The sequence below is a fragment of the Nitrospirillum amazonense genome, from assembly GCF_029594735.1.
In the GTDB taxonomy this organism is placed as follows: domain Bacteria; phylum Pseudomonadota; class Alphaproteobacteria; order Azospirillales; family Azospirillaceae; genus Nitrospirillum; species Nitrospirillum amazonense.
The window spans coordinates 1,083,311-1,098,432 of record NZ_JARPAF010000002.1 but is presented as its reverse complement, the minus strand read 5'-3'; the positions used below and the strand labels follow the sequence as shown (position 1 = coordinate 1,098,432).

17 protein-coding genes are annotated in these 15,122 nt (G+C 67.9%); 7 read left to right on the top strand and 10 right to left on the bottom strand.

The window, feature by feature from the left end; genetic code table 11:
• Window positions 1-24 precede the first annotated feature (24 nt).
• Window positions 25-1,830, top strand: coding sequence for a M3 family oligoendopeptidase (locus P5F91_RS11175; RefSeq protein ID WP_277907209.1), 1,806 nt, complete (start codon window positions 25-27; stop codon window positions 1,828-1,830).
• A gap of 79 nt (window positions 1,831-1,909) precedes the next feature.
• Window positions 1,910-2,458, top strand: a complete 549-nt coding sequence (locus P5F91_RS11170; RefSeq protein ID WP_277907207.1) for a hypothetical protein — start codon at window positions 1,910-1,912, stop codon at window positions 2,456-2,458.
• A gap of 102 nt (window positions 2,459-2,560) precedes the next feature.
• Here the strand turns inward: P5F91_RS11170 and P5F91_RS11165 are convergent, their stop codons facing one another.
• The 8 genes from P5F91_RS11165 to P5F91_RS11130 form a co-directional block, all read right to left on the bottom strand.
• Entirely contained in the window at window positions 2,561-3,052 is a 492-nt protein-coding gene (locus P5F91_RS11165) for a F0F1 ATP synthase subunit B family protein (protein WP_145613818.1), read from the bottom strand.
• Window positions 3,052-3,705 carry a F0F1 ATP synthase subunit B family protein gene (locus P5F91_RS11160; RefSeq protein WP_246134636.1) on the bottom strand — a complete coding sequence of 218 codons (654 nt, stop codon included), beginning with the start codon at window positions 3,703-3,705 and terminating at the stop codon, window positions 3,052-3,054. The genes P5F91_RS11165 and P5F91_RS11160 overlap by 1 nt, the downstream gene beginning before the upstream one ends.
• A gap of 280 nt (window positions 3,706-3,985) precedes the next feature.
• Window positions 3,986-4,210, bottom strand: a complete 225-nt coding sequence (locus tag P5F91_RS11155; RefSeq protein ID WP_088870973.1) for an ATP synthase subunit C family protein — start codon at window positions 4,208-4,210, stop codon at window positions 3,986-3,988.
• Between the two features lie 69 nt (window positions 4,211-4,279).
• Window positions 4,280-5,047 carry a F0F1 ATP synthase subunit A gene (locus P5F91_RS11150; RefSeq protein WP_145613819.1) on the bottom strand — a complete coding sequence of 256 codons (768 nt, stop codon included), beginning with the start codon at window positions 5,045-5,047 and terminating at the stop codon, window positions 4,280-4,282.
• Window positions 5,019-5,423 (bottom strand): AtpZ/AtpI family protein, encoded by a 405-nt coding sequence (locus P5F91_RS11145; protein ID WP_145613820.1) that lies wholly within the window; start codon window positions 5,421-5,423, stop codon window positions 5,019-5,021. Before P5F91_RS11145 ends, P5F91_RS11150 begins: the two co-directional genes overlap by 29 nt.
• Before the next feature lie 180 nt (window positions 5,424-5,603).
• A complete protein-coding gene (locus P5F91_RS11140) occupies window positions 5,604-6,116 on the bottom strand; it encodes a copper chaperone PCu(A)C (RefSeq protein ID WP_145613821.1) in 513 nt (170 codons plus the stop codon).
• Between the two features lie 84 nt (window positions 6,117-6,200).
• Window positions 6,201-6,869, bottom strand: a complete 669-nt coding sequence (locus P5F91_RS11135; RefSeq protein WP_277907206.1) for an SCO family protein — start codon at window positions 6,867-6,869, stop codon at window positions 6,201-6,203.
• A 127-nt stretch (window positions 6,870-6,996) separates the two neighbouring features.
• The gene (locus tag P5F91_RS11130) at window positions 6,997-7,773 is read right to left on the bottom strand and encodes a PhoH family protein (RefSeq protein WP_145613822.1); all 777 of its coding nucleotides are present in this window, start codon (window positions 7,771-7,773) and stop codon (window positions 6,997-6,999) included.
• A gap of 979 nt (window positions 7,774-8,752) precedes the next feature.
• Here P5F91_RS11130 and minC point away from each other — a divergent pair.
• From minC to minE, 3 genes are read left to right on the top strand one after another with little or no spacing between them, the layout of a single operon-like run.
• On the top strand, window positions 8,753-9,517 hold the full coding sequence (gene minC / locus P5F91_RS11125; protein WP_145613823.1) for a septum site-determining protein MinC: 765 nt from the start codon (window positions 8,753-8,755) through the stop codon (window positions 9,515-9,517).
• Between the two features lie 47 nt (window positions 9,518-9,564).
• Window positions 9,565-10,380, top strand: a complete 816-nt coding sequence (gene minD / locus P5F91_RS11120; RefSeq protein ID WP_088870968.1) for a septum site-determining protein MinD — start codon at window positions 9,565-9,567, stop codon at window positions 10,378-10,380.
• Entirely contained in the window at window positions 10,377-10,688 is a 312-nt protein-coding gene (minE, locus tag P5F91_RS11115; protein WP_088870967.1) for a cell division topological specificity factor MinE, read from the top strand. Before minD ends, minE begins: the two co-directional genes overlap by 4 nt.
• A 126-nt stretch (window positions 10,689-10,814) precedes the next feature.
• Here minE and P5F91_RS11110 read toward each other — a convergent pair whose 3' ends face one another.
• On the bottom strand, window positions 10,815-11,696 hold the full coding sequence (locus tag P5F91_RS11110; RefSeq protein ID WP_145613824.1) for a hypothetical protein: 882 nt from the start codon (window positions 11,694-11,696) through the stop codon (window positions 10,815-10,817).
• Window positions 11,697-11,838: 142 nt separating this feature from the next.
• On the opposite strand from P5F91_RS11110, the gene P5F91_RS11105 reads away from it, so the two are divergent.
• Window positions 11,839-12,765 (top strand): lysozyme inhibitor LprI family protein, encoded by a 927-nt coding sequence (locus P5F91_RS11105; protein WP_277907205.1) that lies wholly within the window; start codon window positions 11,839-11,841, stop codon window positions 12,763-12,765.
• Between the two features lie 3 nt (window positions 12,766-12,768).
• Here P5F91_RS11105 and panB read toward each other — a convergent pair whose 3' ends face one another.
• The gene (gene panB / locus P5F91_RS11100; protein WP_277907204.1) at window positions 12,769-13,599 is read right to left on the bottom strand and encodes a 3-methyl-2-oxobutanoate hydroxymethyltransferase; all 831 of its coding nucleotides are present in this window, start codon (window positions 13,597-13,599) and stop codon (window positions 12,769-12,771) included.
• A 202-nt stretch (window positions 13,600-13,801) separates the two neighbouring features.
• Here panB and P5F91_RS11095 point away from each other — a divergent pair, with 202 nt between their 5' ends.
• Window positions 13,802-15,115: an Nramp family divalent metal transporter gene (locus P5F91_RS11095; RefSeq protein ID WP_246134639.1), complete on the top strand. Its 1,314-nt coding sequence runs from the start codon at window positions 13,802-13,804 to the stop codon at window positions 15,113-15,115.
• The last annotated feature ends 7 nt before the right edge of the window (window positions 15,116-15,122 follow it).

Below are 15,122 nucleotides of genomic sequence, written 5' to 3'. Positions count from 1 at the left end.
CCGCTCGCTGATGAGAGACCGGACATGACCGCAACCGCTGAAACCACCATCGACCTCGGGCCCCTGCCCAACTGGGACCTGTCCGACCTGTACAGCGGACCGGACAGCCCCCGGCTGCGGGCGGATCTGGAGCGGGTGGAGCGCGAAGCCCAGGCCTTCCATGGCCGCTATTCGGGCAAGCTGCCCGGCCTGTCGGGCAAGGAGCTGGGCCAGGCCGTCGCCACGTACGAGGCGCTGGATGAGACGCTGACGCGGATCATGAGCTACGCCGGCCTGCTCTACGCCGGCGACCAGAGCGATGGCGCCATCGCCCGTTTCTACCAATCCATGCAGGAGAAGGTGACCGCCGTCTCGGTCCACCTGCTGTTCTTCACGCTGGAGCTGAACCAGCTGTCCGACAAGGACATCGACGCCAAGCTGAAGGCGCCGGAGTTGCGGCGCTACGCTGCCTGGCTGCGCGACGTGCGCATCTTCCGCGCCCACCAGCTGTCGGATGAGCTGGAGCGCTTCCTGCATGAGAAGGCGGTGGTGGGCCGCAATGCCTGGACCCGCCTGTTCGACGAGACCATGGCGTCGTTACGCTTCCGTATCGATGGCCAGGATCTGACCTCGGCAGAGGCCCTGAACCTCCTGTCGGCGCCGGAAGCCGCCACGCGCGAGGCGGCGGCCATCGAAATCGGCGCCGTGCTGGGCCGCAACATCAAGCTGTTCGCGCTGATTACCAACACGCTCGCCAAGGATAAGGAGATCGAGGACAAGTGGCGCCGCTATGACCAGCCCTGGTCGTCGCGCAACCTGTCCAACCGCGTCGAGGACGCGGTGGTGGAGGCGCTGGTGGGTGCGGTCAAGGACAGCTACCCCGCCCTGTCGCACCGCTATTACAAACTGAAGGCCAAGTGGTTCGGCGGCGACACCCTGGACTACTGGGATCGCAACGCCCCCCTGCCCGACGTCGCGGAGCGCACCATCCCCTGGGAGGAGGCGCGGGAAATCGTGCTGTCCTCCTACGCGCGCTTCAGCCCCGACCTGGCTGGCGTGGGCCGCCGCTTCTTCGATAACGCCTGGATCGACGCCCCGGTGCGGCCGGGGAAGAACCCCGGCGCCTTCGCCCACCCCACGGTGCCCAGCGCCCATCCCTATCTGCTGGTCAACTACATGGGCAGGACGCGGGACGTCATGACGCTGGCCCATGAGCTGGGCCACGGCGTGCACCAGGTGCTGGCCGGCGGCCAGGGCCATCTGCAATCCGACACGCCCCTGACCCTGGCGGAGACGGCCAGCGTGTTCGGGGAGATGCTGACCTTCCGGGGCCTGCTGGCCGCCGAGACCGACCCCGCCCGCCGCCGCGCCCTGCTGGCCGGCAAGGTGGAGGACATGCTGAACACCGTGGTGCGCCAGACGGCGTTCTATGATTTCGAGCGCCGCGTCCACAGCGAGCGGCGCCAGGGCGAACTGTCGGAAGAGCGGCTGGGCGAAATCTGGCAGGCGGTGCAGACGGAAAGCCTGGGGCCGGCACTGCGATTCGACGCGGGCTATGCCACCTATTGGTCGTACATCCCGCACTTCATCCACTCGCCCTTCTACGTCTACGCCTACGCTTTCGGCGACTGCCTGGTGAACAGCCTCTACGCCGCGTTCGAGGAAGCGTCGGCCCACAACGGGTCCGAGGCCTTCGCGCGCCGCTATCTGGAGATGCTGGCGGCCGGCGGCACCAAGCGGCATAAGGAACTGCTGGCGCCCTTCAGCCTGGACGCCACCGAACCCGCCTTCTGGCACAGGGGCCTGGGCATGCTGAAGGGCTTCATCGATGAGCTGGAGGCGCTGGGCTGAGCGCCCGCCGGTTCGTCACCTTTCCGATTCGGGTCTTCCCGATCTTGGGGCATTCCTCCTGGTACGAAGAACAACACCCATGAACCATCGCATTTCCCGCCTGGGCCTTGGCCTGCTGGCGGCCCTGGCTTGCAGCGCCGCCGCGGGCACGGCGCTGGCGGCCGCCCCCAAGCATGAAACGGGTAAGCACGAGGCGGCCAAGAAGCCGCCGGCCAAGGCCAAGGACCTGAACGGCTGGGGCCAGGTCACCTGGGGCATGACCCACAAGCAGATCCTAGCCGCCTATCCCAAGGCGCGGGAGTTCGAAATGGGGAACGGCGCACATGTCCGCTACCTGTTCGGCCTGGAAAGCGTGCGCCTCGGCGGCTGCGCCTACGCCGTGGACTTCGAGATGAAGAAGAACGCGCTGCGTCGCGTCACCCTGTACGGCCTGGAAGCATCCAAGGAGTGCAGTGACGGTGTCGACGCGCAGTTGGTGAAGCAGCTAGGCGCCCCCGCCGGCCGCCAGAAGGACGCCGAATCGGCCAGCGCCGAATGGAAGGCCGGCCACACCAAGGTCACCCTGCGCCGGGGCATCGGCAAGGCCGCGCGCAAGGTGGCGCCGGTGGTGGAATACCAGCCGAAGTAGGCCCCTCTTCCCACTTGGCATAGCAAAAGGGCGGCCCCGATGGGACCGCCCTTTTTCATTTCGGCTGTGCCTTCTGATCAGGGGATCAGTGCAGCTTGAACCTTAATGCAGCTTGCCAGGCAGCTCCTCGATGGCCGAGGCCACCATGGCGTCGCTGCGCGACTGGTCAATGGTCTGGGCCAGCAGCGATTCGGTGGCGGCCAGGGCCACGTCGACGGCCAGGCTGCGCACCTGCTGCAGGGCGGCGGCCTCGGCCTGGGCGATCTTCTCCAGGGCCTGGGCCTCGCGGCGCTTCAGGGTCGCCTCCAGGTCCGCTTCCGCGTGCTGGCGGATGCGGTCGGCCTCTTCGCGGGCGGCGGCGATGATGGCGTCAGCCTCCTTCATCGCGTCGCGCTGCTTCTTCTGATAGGCGGTCAGGGCCGCCTCGGCGTCCTGGCGCAGCTTCTGCGCGGTCTCGATCTCCAGGCGGATCTTCTCGGCGCGAGCGTCCAGGCTCTTGCCCAGGGCGCCGAAGCCGCCCTTCCAGATCACCAGGGCGAAAAAGACGACGAAGGCGACGCCAACCCAGAAAGTGGGATTCTGCAGATCGAACATCACGCACGCTCCTTCAGGGCGGCATCGACGGCGCCATCGACGCCGGCCTGATCGGGCTCGACACCCGCCAGCTTGGCGACGGCAGCGGCAGCAGCCTCGGCGGCCACGGCGCGGACGTTGGCGAGAGCTGTCTGCTTCTGGCCCTCGATGCGGGCCTCGGCTTCCTTCTGCTTGGCGGCCAGACCGGCGACGACATCGGCCGTGCGCTTGGCGGCCGCGGCGTCGGCCGTGGCGGCGGTGTCGTTCAACAGCTTGTGGGCGCCGGCGCGGGCCTCGGCCACCGCCTTCTCATAGGCGGCGACGATGGCGTCGGTCTCAGCCTTCAGCTGCGTGGCCTTGTCCAGGTCGCCGGAAATCTTGGCCTCGCGAGCCTCCAGAACGGCGCCGACGCGCGGCAGGCCGACCTTGGACACCAGCACGTAGAGCGTGCCGAAGGTGATGGCCAGCCAGAAAATCTGTGACGCGAACGTCTTGGTGTTCAGCTGGGGCAGACCCTTTTCGTCATGCACGCCAGCCTCGTGCTCCACGCTGTCCGTCGCGTGGGCGGTTTCTTCACCCGACTGCGCGAACGACGGCGTGCCGCCCAGGGCCACCGTCAGGACGGCGGCGGCGGCAAGGCCCTTCAGCCACACCATGAGCCTTGGATTCACCATGAAGATCACCTTGTTTGCGAGATCGCCCGGAAAAGGCTGGCGCTGAAATCACATCACGGGTGTTGGCCCATGAGACATCCCGCACCGGGCCATCGCCGGAAATCGGATCGGAACCTGTGAAGCGGGTTGACGATACGGCCGGCCGCATTGGCCCCGAACATGGGCTCAGGGGCGGCGACCGGCATGATACCGGCCCCGCCCCTTCAACCTACTTCAAACGCGGGCGGCCTTCCCCTAGGGGCTGGCCGCCGCGGCCGTTCCATCAAGCCCAGGGTCAGGCTTAGGCGAACAGGATCAGGAAGGCGATCAGCAGCGCGAACAGCGCCACGGCTTCGGTCAGCGCGAAGCCCAGAATGCCGATCGGGAACACGGAGGCGCGGGCGGCCGGGTTGCGGCCCACGGAGGCGATCAGGTTGGCGAAGATGTTGCCGATGCCGATGCCGACACCAGCCAGGGCGAACATGGCCAGACCGGCGCCGATGAACTTAGCGGCTTGCGGATCCATTATAGACTTCCTCTGTGTGATGGAACGGTTGAAGGGTGAAGACAGGCCCTACGGTCGGACGATCGCGGCTTAGTGCAGCTCGATGGCGTCGCGGATGTAGAGGCAGGTCAGGATGGTGAAGACGTAAGCCTGCAGGAAGGCGACCATGATCTCGAAGCCGATCAGGGCCACGTTGATCGCCACCGGGACGGCGCCGGCCAGCCAGCCGACGGCGCCCAGGGCACCGATCATGGTGATCGTGAAGCCGGCAAAGACCTTCAGCATGGTGTGGCCCGCCATCATGTTGGCGAACAGTCGGATGGACAGGCTGACCGGCCGCATCAGATAAGAAATGATCTCGATGGGGATCAGGATAGGCGCCAGCGCGATGGGCGCGCCCGAGGGGAAGAAGAAGCTGAAGAAGTGGAAACCGTGGCGGATCAGCGCCACCAGGGTCACGAACACGAACACCAGGGCCGCCAGCGTGAAGGTCACGATGATGTGGCTGGTGAAGGTGAAGGTGCCGGGAACCATGCCGATCATGTTGCCGAACAGCACGAAGGCGAAGATCGAGAACACCAGCGGGAAGTACGGGCGCGCCTGGGCGCCGGCGTTGTCCCGCACCATGCCCGATACGAATTCGTAAAGCAGCTCCGCCACCGACTGCAGCCGGCCGGGGACCAGGGCGCGCGACGCGGTGCCGGCGACCAGCAGGCCGGTGACGAGCACGGCCGCGACCACCATGTAGAGGGAGGAATTGGTGAAGGAGACGTCGTGCCCGGCGAGATGCAGAGGAACGATCTGCTCGATGCGAAACTGATGCAGCGGATCAGTGGCCACGATTCCCCTCACCTTCATCCTTGGCGGGGGTGGAGTTGGTTCCGCCCCCTGAGTTGGCGCCCGTGTCCGGTCGCCGATATCCCACCGCGTATCCCATGCCGTTGACGGCCCGGTATACATTCAACATCGCGGCAGCCGACCCCAGGACGAACATCACGATCAGTCCCCAGGGCGACGTGCCCAGCCAGCGGTCGATGACCAAACCGCCACCGACACCGACCACCATCGCCGCGACCAACTCGGCACCGATGCGAAACGCGACGCCCAGCCAACCGTTTCCCGCCTCGTCCTTCCGCTGTGTGGGAGAGGAGGAGGAAGACTCGGCGCTCCGTCGCGCATCCCGCAAGCGGGCCTCAAGCTCATCCAAGGAAGGCGGGGGTGTCTGGTCCGTCAAGGTCTAAACCCCTGGAGGTATGCCCCTTCCGCCGCATTGGAGTCGTCGCCATGCGAAAGCGGCGGCACCATACGGGGCGGTACACCCCCTGTCAAGTCGCAAAAGCACAGTGCCAAGTGTATGATTCTAAAGGACTATTTTATCGCCCCGCGCGGCACGCGCAGGTGCGGTGCCACGAGCTCAACCGCCGCCGCGCGCGCCACCCTGCGTAGCACCGCCGCCCATGCCAGGCTCGGCCCCCGGCGCCAGCACCGTTGCCTCGACGGTAAGGGGGGCCGCGGCCTTGAAGCGCAGGGTCAAATGGACGCGTTGCCCCACCACCAGCGGCTGGGTCAGGCCCATGAGCATGATGTGCGGCCCCTCGGGCTTCAGCGTCACCGTGCCGCCGGCCGGCAGCGCCACGCCATCGGCCAGCGGCCGCATGCGGGCGATTCCGTCCACCACCTCCGCCATGTGGATCTGGGCCACCTTGCCCACGTCAGCCTCCACCCCCACCAGCCGGTCGGCCGGCCCCTTGTTGTGCAGGGTGAGGAAGGCGACACCGGCCCGGGCGCCCCGGATGGTGGGCCGCGACCAGGCGGCGGTGGCCTCGATGGCCGGCGCCGGCGCCTCCTGGGCCACGGCCGGCGCGACGGCCATCACCGGCGCGGCGGCGATCATCAGCGACGCGAGAAGGGAGCGGATGCGGACCATGGTTTGCCCTTGTTTAGGATGCGACGGGCCCCCTCTGCCCCGTGGGGCCGGATGTCGCAATTGGACAGAAGCGCCCAGCGCCCCCTATTTCCCCGCGCCTTTGGCCATGGCCTCGCGGATGCCCTTGACCATGTCCTCCGCCGTGGTGCCCCGGGCGAAGATAGTGGCCAGGCGATTGTCCGGGTCCATGAGGTAGACGTAGGTGGAATGGTCCATCAGGTAGTTTTCCGGGTCGTCGCCGGCCACCTTGGCGGCGTAGACCCGCCAGGCGCGCGTGGCGGTGGACACCTGGGCGGCCGTGCCGGTCAGGCCCACCAGGCGGGGATGGAACTGGGCGACATAGTCCGACAGCTGCTGCGGCGTGTCGCGGCCGGGATCGACGCTGATGAAGATGGGCTGCACCTTGTCGCCCTCCGCCCCCAGCTGGTCCATGGCCTGGGCCATGACCTGCAGCTCGGTGGGGCAGATGTCCGGGCAGAAGGTGTAGCCGAAGAACATCAGCCGCCAGGACCCGGCGTAGCTTTTCTCCGTCACCGTCTTGCCGGACTGGTCCACCAGGGTGAAGGGGCCGCCCACGGCCACGCCCGGCACGATCTGGCCGCCGCCGCCCGAGGCCGGGGCAGCACCCGTGCTGCTGGCGCTGGACGCGGGACGGGAGGACGGCGGCGCCCCCAGCCACCACGCCACCAGGGCCGCGAAGGCGAGCGCCGGCACCAGGGTGACCAGCAGGCGGATCAGACGTTTCTTGGCCATGGGATGTGCGGCGCCCGTGCGACGGGGGATGGGTACCGCTTTAAACTAGCGCGCCACGGGCCCGAAAACAAAGGCGGGCGGCGCCCGTCGGCACCACCCGCCCCTGGTTCTAAAGTCTAGTCCGCCCTTACAGGACTGTCAGCATGCTGGCCACCAGGGGGTGGCGCACGATGTCGCGGTCGTTCAGGCGGACGACGGCAATGCCCTCCACCGCCTCCAGCCGGCGGGCGATGTCGGCCAGGCCGGACAAGCCGTTCAGCAGGTCGGACTGGTCCGGGTCGCCGGTCAGCACCATGGTGGAGTGCCAGCCCAGGCGGGTCAGCAGCATCTTGATCTGGCCGTAGGTGCAGTTCTGCGCCTCGTCGATCACGACGAAGGCGTTGTTCAGGGTGCGGCCGCGCATGAAGCCCACCGGCGCGATCTCGATGGTGCCTTCCGCCATCAGGGTGCGCAGGCGCTTGCCGCCCAGGCGGTCGTTCAGCGCGTCATAGAGCGGGCGCAGAAAGGGGGCCATCTTCTCCCCCATGTCGCCCGGCAGGTACCCGATGCTCTCGCCCGCCTCGATGGCCGGACGGGACAGGATGATGCGGTCGACCCGCCCGGCCTCCAGCGCTTCCACCGCGCTGGAGATGGCCAGGTAGGTCTTGCCCGTGCCCGCCGGACCCAGCGCCAGCGCCAGGTTATGGGTGGCGATGGCCTCCATCAGCACTTTCTGATTGGGGCTTTGCGGCTTGACCTTGCGCACATAGCTCTGATCCCGCCGCTCCTCGATGGGGTCCCAGCCGCCGCTGGCGGGGCCGCCAGCCCCTTGAGCGGACCGGGCGGGCATCGCATCGGGGAAAAGCGGGCGCACCTTGTCGGAGCTGGAGCCGCCGGAAGTCACCTTCACTGGACGCTTGGCCATGTCTGTCTCCTCAGTCACACCGAATTGAGCCGCGGGAACGCCCGCGGCCAGGTTACTAGGCAGGCAGGAACCGCGTGCCGGGCGACCCCGGGGGTTGGGACCCCGGGCGCCGGAGACCGGGCACGAAAAAACCGCATCCCCAGGTCAGCGGGGCATGCGGTTTGGAGAGGGCCATCATGGGGCGCCGGATGGGGGATCCGCATCCCCCTGCGGGGCCGGATGCCGCGGACCGTGCGATGCGGCGGGACGATGGCGGCCGATTGCGGGCGGCCTCAAGGGTCAACGGCGGCGGGGGCATCGGGGGAAGTCCGTTCCCCCGGCAGGCACACGACAGCACAGGCAGCGGCGCACAGTTTGGCAATACCCCGACCCGTCATTCTTGAGTGACGACCCTGGCATGCACTTTACCGCACCTGCGAGCATCTGTCAGCAGGACTTGGGGCATACATCAAATATTCATACCAGATGTGGTGGCCATATAACCCCGAGTCGCCGCGCCCCGCCAACCGCGACGACACTCCCGAGTCGGGCCGCCCTTGCCCTTTGGGGATAGGGTGGCGCAGGCCGGGTGCGGCCGGCCGGCTTTGGCACCGCGGCGAAAACGCCCCCGTGATTCAAGAGGCTGCCCCATGGCCGCCCCCCGCCACCCAGGTTCGTACCGGAGGTGCAGGCACCCCGAAGGTGCACTAAGACTCAATAAATATTGTGTGGGCTGGCGCTTTCCGCTCAAAATGTGGATCTGAGGATTCCCTTGACGCCTGCGCCCATCTGGTCTTGAAACGCGCGTTCGATGGGTCCGGCCTGGGGCGCCATCCTGCCGTTCGGGTCAAGGATGTGCCGTCGCATTTCGAGGACCCTCTGCCCCCCGCGGGCGATCGGACGCAGGCCCCTGCCCCCGGCTGGGGCGCCAAGGGACGTTCCGGCCACGCGCGGACGGGTGATGGTCAGGCAGATTAGGGACTAAGGGGTCAGGGGCGAGATGAGCAACCAGGTGGCATTCCGGGACGCGCCGTTCCAATTGCGCGGCAGCAACTTCACCATGATGGTGCTGAAGGTCTCGGACCCGCATGCCCAGAATTTTTTCTTCGCCCTGTCGGACAAAGTGCGCCAAGCGCCTAATTTTTTCCGCAATGCGCCGGTAGTGCTGGACCTGGACGATCTTCCCCCGGGGCAAGGCTTTGATTTCGAGAATTTCTGCGATCTGCTCCGCACACTGGGCCTGATCGCCGTGGGCCTGCAGGGCGGCACCCGTGAACAGCAGGAGGCGGCGCTGGCCGTGGGCTTGGCCGTGTTCCCGCAGGGCCGTGCCGCGGCGGACGCCCAGCCGGCGGCGCCCCGCCCTGTGGCGGTGGCCGACGCACCGGTCGCCGCAGCACCCGTTCCGGCGCCCGCGCACGACCTGCCCTACCAGAAGGCAACCCTGCTGGTGCGGGAGAACGTGCGGTCCGGCCGGCAGCTGTATGCCCAAGGCGGCGATCTGGTGGTCATCGGGTCGGTGTCGCCGGGCGCCGAGCTAGTGGCCGACGGCAACATCCATGTCTATGGCGCCTTGCGTGGCCGCGCGCTGGCGGGCATGGCGGGGGACCACAACGCCCGCATCTTTTGCCAAAGCCTGGAGGCGGAGATGGTCTCCATCGCCGGGCTGTACCGGGTGAGCGAGGATCTGGAGAAATCCGTCCTGCGCCGCCAGGTCCAGATCTACCTGGACCAAGGTTTCCTGCACATCGATCCGGTCACCGTCTGACGCACGGCCGGTTTTCCCAGTAACCTTCTTTTCCAAGGGAGACGTTCTTGGCCAAGATCATCGTCATGACATCGGGCAAGGGCGGCGTCGGCAAGACCACCTCATCCGCCGCCTTCGGCACCGGCCTGGCCTTGCGGGGGTTCAAGACCTGCATCATCGATTTCGACGTGGGCCTGCGCAACCTGGACCTGATCATGGGGTGCGAGCGCCGCGTGGTGTTCGACTTCATCAACGTCATCAATGGCGAGGCGCGCCTCAGCCAGGCGCTGATCAAGGACAAGCGGGTGGAGAACCTGTACATCCTCCCCACCTCGCAGACCCGCGACAAGGACGCCCTGACCGAGCAGGGCGTCGAGAAGATCCTGAACGAACTCAAGAAAGAGTTCGACTACATCATCTGCGACAGCCCGGCCGGCATCGAGCGCGGCGCCCTGATGGCGCTGTACTTCGCCGACCACGCCATCATCGTCACCAACCCCGAGGTCTCCTCGGTGCGTGACAGCGACCGCATCCTGGGCGTGATCCAGGCCAAGTCGCGCCGCGCCGAGAAGGGCGAGGCCCCGGTGCAGGAGCACCTGCTGGTCACCCGCTACGACCCCGAGCGGGTGGAGAAGGGTGAGATGCTGAAGGTCGAGGACGTGCTGGAGATCCTGGCCATCCCGCTGTTGGGCATCATCCCGGAAAGCCCCGCCGTGCTGCGCGCCAGCAACGTCGGCATGCCCGTGGTGCTGGACGACAAGTCCAACGCCGGCCAGGCCTATTCCGACGCCGTGGGCCGCTTCCTGGGCGAGAAGATCGAGCACCGCTTCGTCAAAGTGGAGAAGAAGGGCTTCTTCGACCGGCTGCTGCGGAGGACCGCATGAGCATCTTCGATTTCTTCCGCACGCCCAAAAAGGCATCTGCGGCCGACCAGGCCAAGGAACGCCTGCAGATCGTCCTGGCCCATGAACGGGCGGGGCGCGACAGCCCCGACTTCCTGCCCCAGCTGCAGAAAGAGCTGCTGGACGTCATCAAGAAGTACGTCTCCATCGACGACGACAAGGTGGCGGTGAAGCTGGACCGGGCCAGCGGCTATTCCACGCTGGAGGTCAACGTGGAACTGCCCGCCCCGGCCAAGGGGGCGGCCCGCGCCGCCTCTGGTGGCAAGGTCGCGGCGGCTGGGAACGCGTAAGGTTTGAAAGGTTCCCCGTTCCGCCGGTGCTCACTCCGGAGCCAGCGGTCGCTGGCCTGAAAAGAGCCGGGTGGAGATGATGTGAACTCGGCAGAGGCCGGTCCCGAGGGACCGGCCTTTGTCGTTTCAGGCGGCATCCGCCCGGCTTTCCTGCTGATGGGGCATCTGCTGGCGCAGCTTGGCGGCCAGCGCCGTGGCCTGGGCGTCGTCGAAGCCGTCCAGCGCCTCCAGCACCACCTCGCGCAGATCGGCGTGGCGGGCGGCGCGGCGCAGGGCCACCAGGCTGTCCGCATCCACGCCGACATGGTCCATGACCGAGGCCAGGGCCGCCACCGTCTCCCGCGTCGGCGCCGCCGTCACCAGTTGCGCCAAGTCGGCGCGCACGGTGGGGCGGCCCAGCCGGCCCAGGGCGCAAACGGCGCCGGTCGCCACCGACCGGTCGGGATCGGCCCGCAACCTTTCCAGCGCGTCGATGACGGGGAATTCCGCCTGGCGCACACACCGGCAGGCCGCCGCCCGGGCGGCGGCGTCCGCCGTGCCCAGCAGGCGCAACAGCACCTTGCGGTCCAGCGCCACCTCCAGCCGCACGGCGGCGGTGAGGGCCGCCACCTCCACGGGGCCGGCCAGCCCCACGCCACCCAGCAGGCCGGCGACGATGGCCGTCGCCTGCGGCCCGCCGATAGCGGTCAGCGCCTCCAGCACCGCCACCGGTTCCCGGCCGCTGAGACCATAGCCGGCCAGCCGCCGCAGGCGCAGGCCCAGCAGAGGCACGGCAGCGGTCAGGCGGCGGCGCCCAGCCTCTGCGATCAGGAGCAGGGCCTTGCTGAGCGGTGCGTCCGGCAGCCGGGCCAGCAGCGCGGCGTCATCCAGGTCGGCTGGCGCCGGTTCGGCGGGTGGGCGGGGACGTAGGGGCGTGGGCGCGTTCACCGCGACCGGGGGCGGCGCACCAAACAAATCCATCTGGTTCACGGCCCCATCCGCCGTCTTGGGCTTGCGCGCCTTCGCCATGATCTTTCCCACCCAGATCGAACAATACAGGAACATACTAGGCACGCCTGTTCCCATTCGTCAATCTCCGGCGGCTGTCCCATCGCCTTTCGGTAGCCGGCTTTTGCAGACTTATCCCCTTCCGGCGGTCGTGATAAGAGGGATGACCTGCAATGTATGGGAGCGCATCGTGGCCGGCCTGTCCTGGATCAACATGTTCGCGGGGGTCCACCGCCCCATCGTCAGGGGCGCCGCGCTTCTGACCCTGTCCCTGGGCATAGTGCTGCATCCGGGCGCCACCCGCGCCGCCAATTGCGACCAGCCGGCTTCGGAGGAGGAGCAGGTGCAGTGCCTGGGCGCCGACCTGCGCCGTACCGACGCCGAGATCAACCGCGTCTATGGCGAAGTGCGCAGCAAGCTGGACGATGCCGGCAAGCTGGCCCTGCGCAATGAGCAGCGCGCCTGGCTGAAGCGGCGGGATGAGACCTGCGGCCTGGACAACAAGGAAAGCGACCGCGAGAAGTGGCTCCAGGCAATCCTGGCCAACCGTGCCAAGGCCGTCTGCGTCGTCCGCTTCACCAATGAACGCTCGGACCAACTAGCGGCGGAGCAGGCCGGCAAGGCCCCGGCACCGGAAGCCAAGGCCGCCGCCTCGTCCGGCGACCTCTACGAGATCTGGGGCAAGCCGCCCGTCAGTGCCGGCAAGTGGTACATCGAGGCCACCATCGATATGGGCGCCGTGGCCAAGCGGGCGGAAACCGCCCTGTTCTTCGGCGCGGAAAGCCAGGAAGGCAGTTACGGTCCGCTGATCCAGCTGCGCCATAACCGGTCCGGTGAGCCCAAACACGTGCTAGGGCTGGCCGTGGATTTGGATGGCGGCTGGCTGTACGCGCGCGTGGACGGCGCCTGGGGGAAAAGCGCGCCCGGTCAGACGGGCGGCCTGCAGATCCCGTCCCGCTTGCCGACCGTCCTGGGTCTGACCTCCAGCGTGTCCATGACCGACATGATCAAGGACGGGCTGATCAGCCTGAACTTCGGCGAGCGGCCCTTCGTCTACGCCGTGCCTGATGGCTACAAGCCGCTGAAATAAGGGTCACACCTTCGGCCGCCTTTCCGCGAACGTGTGCTCGGGCCCGGGGAATCGCCGGGCCCGGACATCCTCGGCATAGGCCTGGGCGGCGGCGCCCACCTGGGTGGCCAGGTCGGCATAGCGCTTCACGAACCTGGGCGTGAAATCGGCGAACAGGCCCAGCATGTCGTCCGACACCAGCACCTGGCCGTCGCAGGCGGCACTGGCCCCGATGCCGATGGTGACCACGGGCACCAGTTCCGTCACCTGGCGGGCCAATGGCTCCACCACCCCTTCGATCACCAGCGAGAAGGCACCGGCCTCGGCCACGGCCCGGGCGTCCCCCAGGATCTTGGCCTGTTCCGCGTCATTCCGCCCCCGGGCACGGTAGCCGCCTAGAACGTTCACCGCCTGGGGCGTCAGCCCGACGTGGCCCATGACGGGTATGCCCCGGCGCACCAGGAAGTCGATGGTGGTCGCCATTTCCTCCCCGCCTTCCAGCTTCACGGCGGTGGCGCCGGTCTCGGCCACGATGCGGGCGGCGACGCGGAAGGCCTGCTCCGGGCTCGCCTGATAGCTGCCGAAGGGCAGGTCCACCACCACGGCGGCCCGATGGGATCCACGCACCACGGCCGCGCCATGGGCCACCATCATGTCGACCGTGACGCCCAGCGTGCTGGGCAGGCCGTACAACACCATGCCCAGGCTGTCCCCCACCAGCAGCACGTCGCAGTGCGGATCCAGCAGGCCGGCCATGGGCGCGGTATAGGCCGTCAGGCACACTACGGGAGTAGCCCCTTTGCGGGCGGATATGTCAGGCACGCTCAGGCGTTTGACGGCAGTGGTGGCGCTCATCCCGATACCGACCCTTATGGGAAAGGACGTTTTGCGCCGCATCCCTACACCAAAGCGGCGCGCCGCGCCAATGGATGGCGGCGCGTCGCAGCCAGTGCATCACTCCCGCCCTCGTTCCGGCACCAGAACTTCGCTATGTTAATCTTTTGGCCCGCCGACGATGGCGGGCCCGGATCAGAGCCAGGACCAGAAAAGGCGGCGCATGCAGTCGGCGGTGGACGCGAGCAAGGACAAATGGCCCGGCCCCTCGGCGGAGCCCACGGCCGGCGTACCCGTCTCCGGGGGTTTCTGGCGCAAGCTGCTGGCCTTTTCCGGCCCCGGCTATCTGGTGGCCGTGGGCTACATGGACCCCGGCAACTGGGCGACCGACATCGCCGGCGGGTCCCGCTTCGGCTATGCGCTGCTGTCCGTGGTGCTGCTGTCCAGCCTGATGGCCATGCTGCTGCAGGCCCTGTCGGTGCGCCTGGGCATCGCCAGCGGCCGTGACCTGGCGCAGCTGTGCCGGGAGCGGTACGGCCCCCGCACCGCCGTCCTGCTGTGGATATTGTGCGAAATCGCCATCATCGCCTGCGACATCGCGGAGGTCATCGGCTCCGCCATCGCACTGAAGCTGCTGTTCGGCCTGCCCCTGATCGTGGGCGCCCTCATCACCGCCCTCGACAGCCTGCTGATCCTGGCCCTGCAAAATCGGGGCGTGCGCCGGCTGGAGGCCTTCATCCTGGGCCTGATAACCCTGATCGGCCTCTGCTTCCTGGCGGAGGTGGCGCTGAGCCGGCCGGGCGTGGGCGCCGTGCTGGCGGGCTTCGTGCCCACGGCCGACCTGCTGGGCGACCCGGCCAAGCTGTATGTGGCGGTGGGCATCCTGGGCGCCACCGTCATGCCCCACAACCTCTATCTCCATTCGGCCGTGGTGCGCACCCGCGCCTTTCCCCGGGATGAGGAGGGCCGGCGCGAGGCCATCCGCTTCGCCACGCTGGACAGCACGGTGGCCCTGTTCATCGCCTTTTTCATCAACGCTGGCATCCTGATCCTGGCGGCGGCGGCCTTCCACGGCCAGGCGCTGGTGGAGGATATCGAGGAGGCCTACCGCCTGCTGGCCCCCATGCTGGGCGCGCCGCTGGCCAGCCTGCTGTTCGCGGTGGCGCTGCTGGCCGCGGGCCAGAACTCCACCGTCACCGCCACCCTGGCCGGCCAGGTGGTGATGGAGGGCTTCGTCTCCCTGCGCCTGAAACCGGTATGGCGCCGGCTGATCACCCGCCTGCTGGCGCTGGTGCCCACCCTGCTGGTGCTGGCCGTCGCTGGCGATGCGGCGGCCACCACGCTGCTGATCTTCACCCAGGTGGTGCTGAGCCTGCAGTTGCCCTTCGCCGTCATCCCCCTGGTTCGATTCTGCGGCGACCGGGGCGTCATGGGACGCCTGGCGGCGCCGCGCTGGCTGCTGGCCCCCGCCTGGGCAGTGGCGGGCATCATCGTCATCCTGAACGGCGTGCTGATCGTCCAGACGGTCACAGGGTAAGAGCGGC

Bases quoted from the DNA above. Each gene is read 5' to 3' on its own strand.
- P5F91_RS11175 (WP_277907209.1), top strand. From the start codon at position 25: ATGACCGCAACCGCTGAAACCACCATCGACCTCGGGCCCCTGCCCAAC.
- P5F91_RS11170 (WP_277907207.1), top strand. From the start codon at position 1,910: ATGAACCATCGCATTTCCCGCCTGGGCCTTGGCCTGCTGGCGGCCCTG.
- P5F91_RS11165 (WP_145613818.1), bottom strand. From the start codon at position 3,052: ATGTTCGATCTGCAGAATCCCACTTTCTGGGTTGGCGTCGCCTTCGTC.
- P5F91_RS11160 (WP_246134636.1), bottom strand. From the start codon at position 3,705: ATGGTGAATCCAAGGCTCATGGTGTGGCTGAAGGGCCTTGCCGCCGCC.
- P5F91_RS11155 (WP_088870973.1), bottom strand. From the start codon at position 4,210: ATGGATCCGCAAGCCGCTAAGTTCATCGGCGCCGGTCTGGCCATGTTC.
- P5F91_RS11150 (WP_145613819.1), bottom strand. From the start codon at position 5,047: ATGAAGGTGAGGGGAATCGTGGCCACTGATCCGCTGCATCAGTTTCGC.
- P5F91_RS11140 (WP_145613821.1), bottom strand. From the start codon at position 6,116: ATGGTCCGCATCCGCTCCCTTCTCGCGTCGCTGATGATCGCCGCCGCG.
- P5F91_RS11135 (WP_277907206.1), bottom strand. From the start codon at position 6,869: ATGGCCAAGAAACGTCTGATCCGCCTGCTGGTCACCCTGGTGCCGGCG.
- P5F91_RS11130 (WP_145613822.1), bottom strand. From the start codon at position 7,773: ATGGCCAAGCGTCCAGTGAAGGTGACTTCCGGCGGCTCCAGCTCCGAC.
- minC (WP_145613823.1), top strand. From the start codon at position 8,753: ATGAGCAACCAGGTGGCATTCCGGGACGCGCCGTTCCAATTGCGCGGC.
- minE (WP_088870967.1), top strand. From the start codon at position 10,377: ATGAGCATCTTCGATTTCTTCCGCACGCCCAAAAAGGCATCTGCGGCC.
- P5F91_RS11110 (WP_145613824.1), bottom strand. From the start codon at position 11,696: ATGGCGAAGGCGCGCAAGCCCAAGACGGCGGATGGGGCCGTGAACCAG.
- P5F91_RS11105 (WP_277907205.1), top strand. From the start codon at position 11,839: ATGACCTGCAATGTATGGGAGCGCATCGTGGCCGGCCTGTCCTGGATC.
- panB (WP_277907204.1), bottom strand. From the start codon at position 13,599: ATGAGCGCCACCACTGCCGTCAAACGCCTGAGCGTGCCTGACATATCC.
- P5F91_RS11095 (WP_246134639.1), top strand. From the start codon at position 13,802: ATGCAGTCGGCGGTGGACGCGAGCAAGGACAAATGGCCCGGCCCCTCG.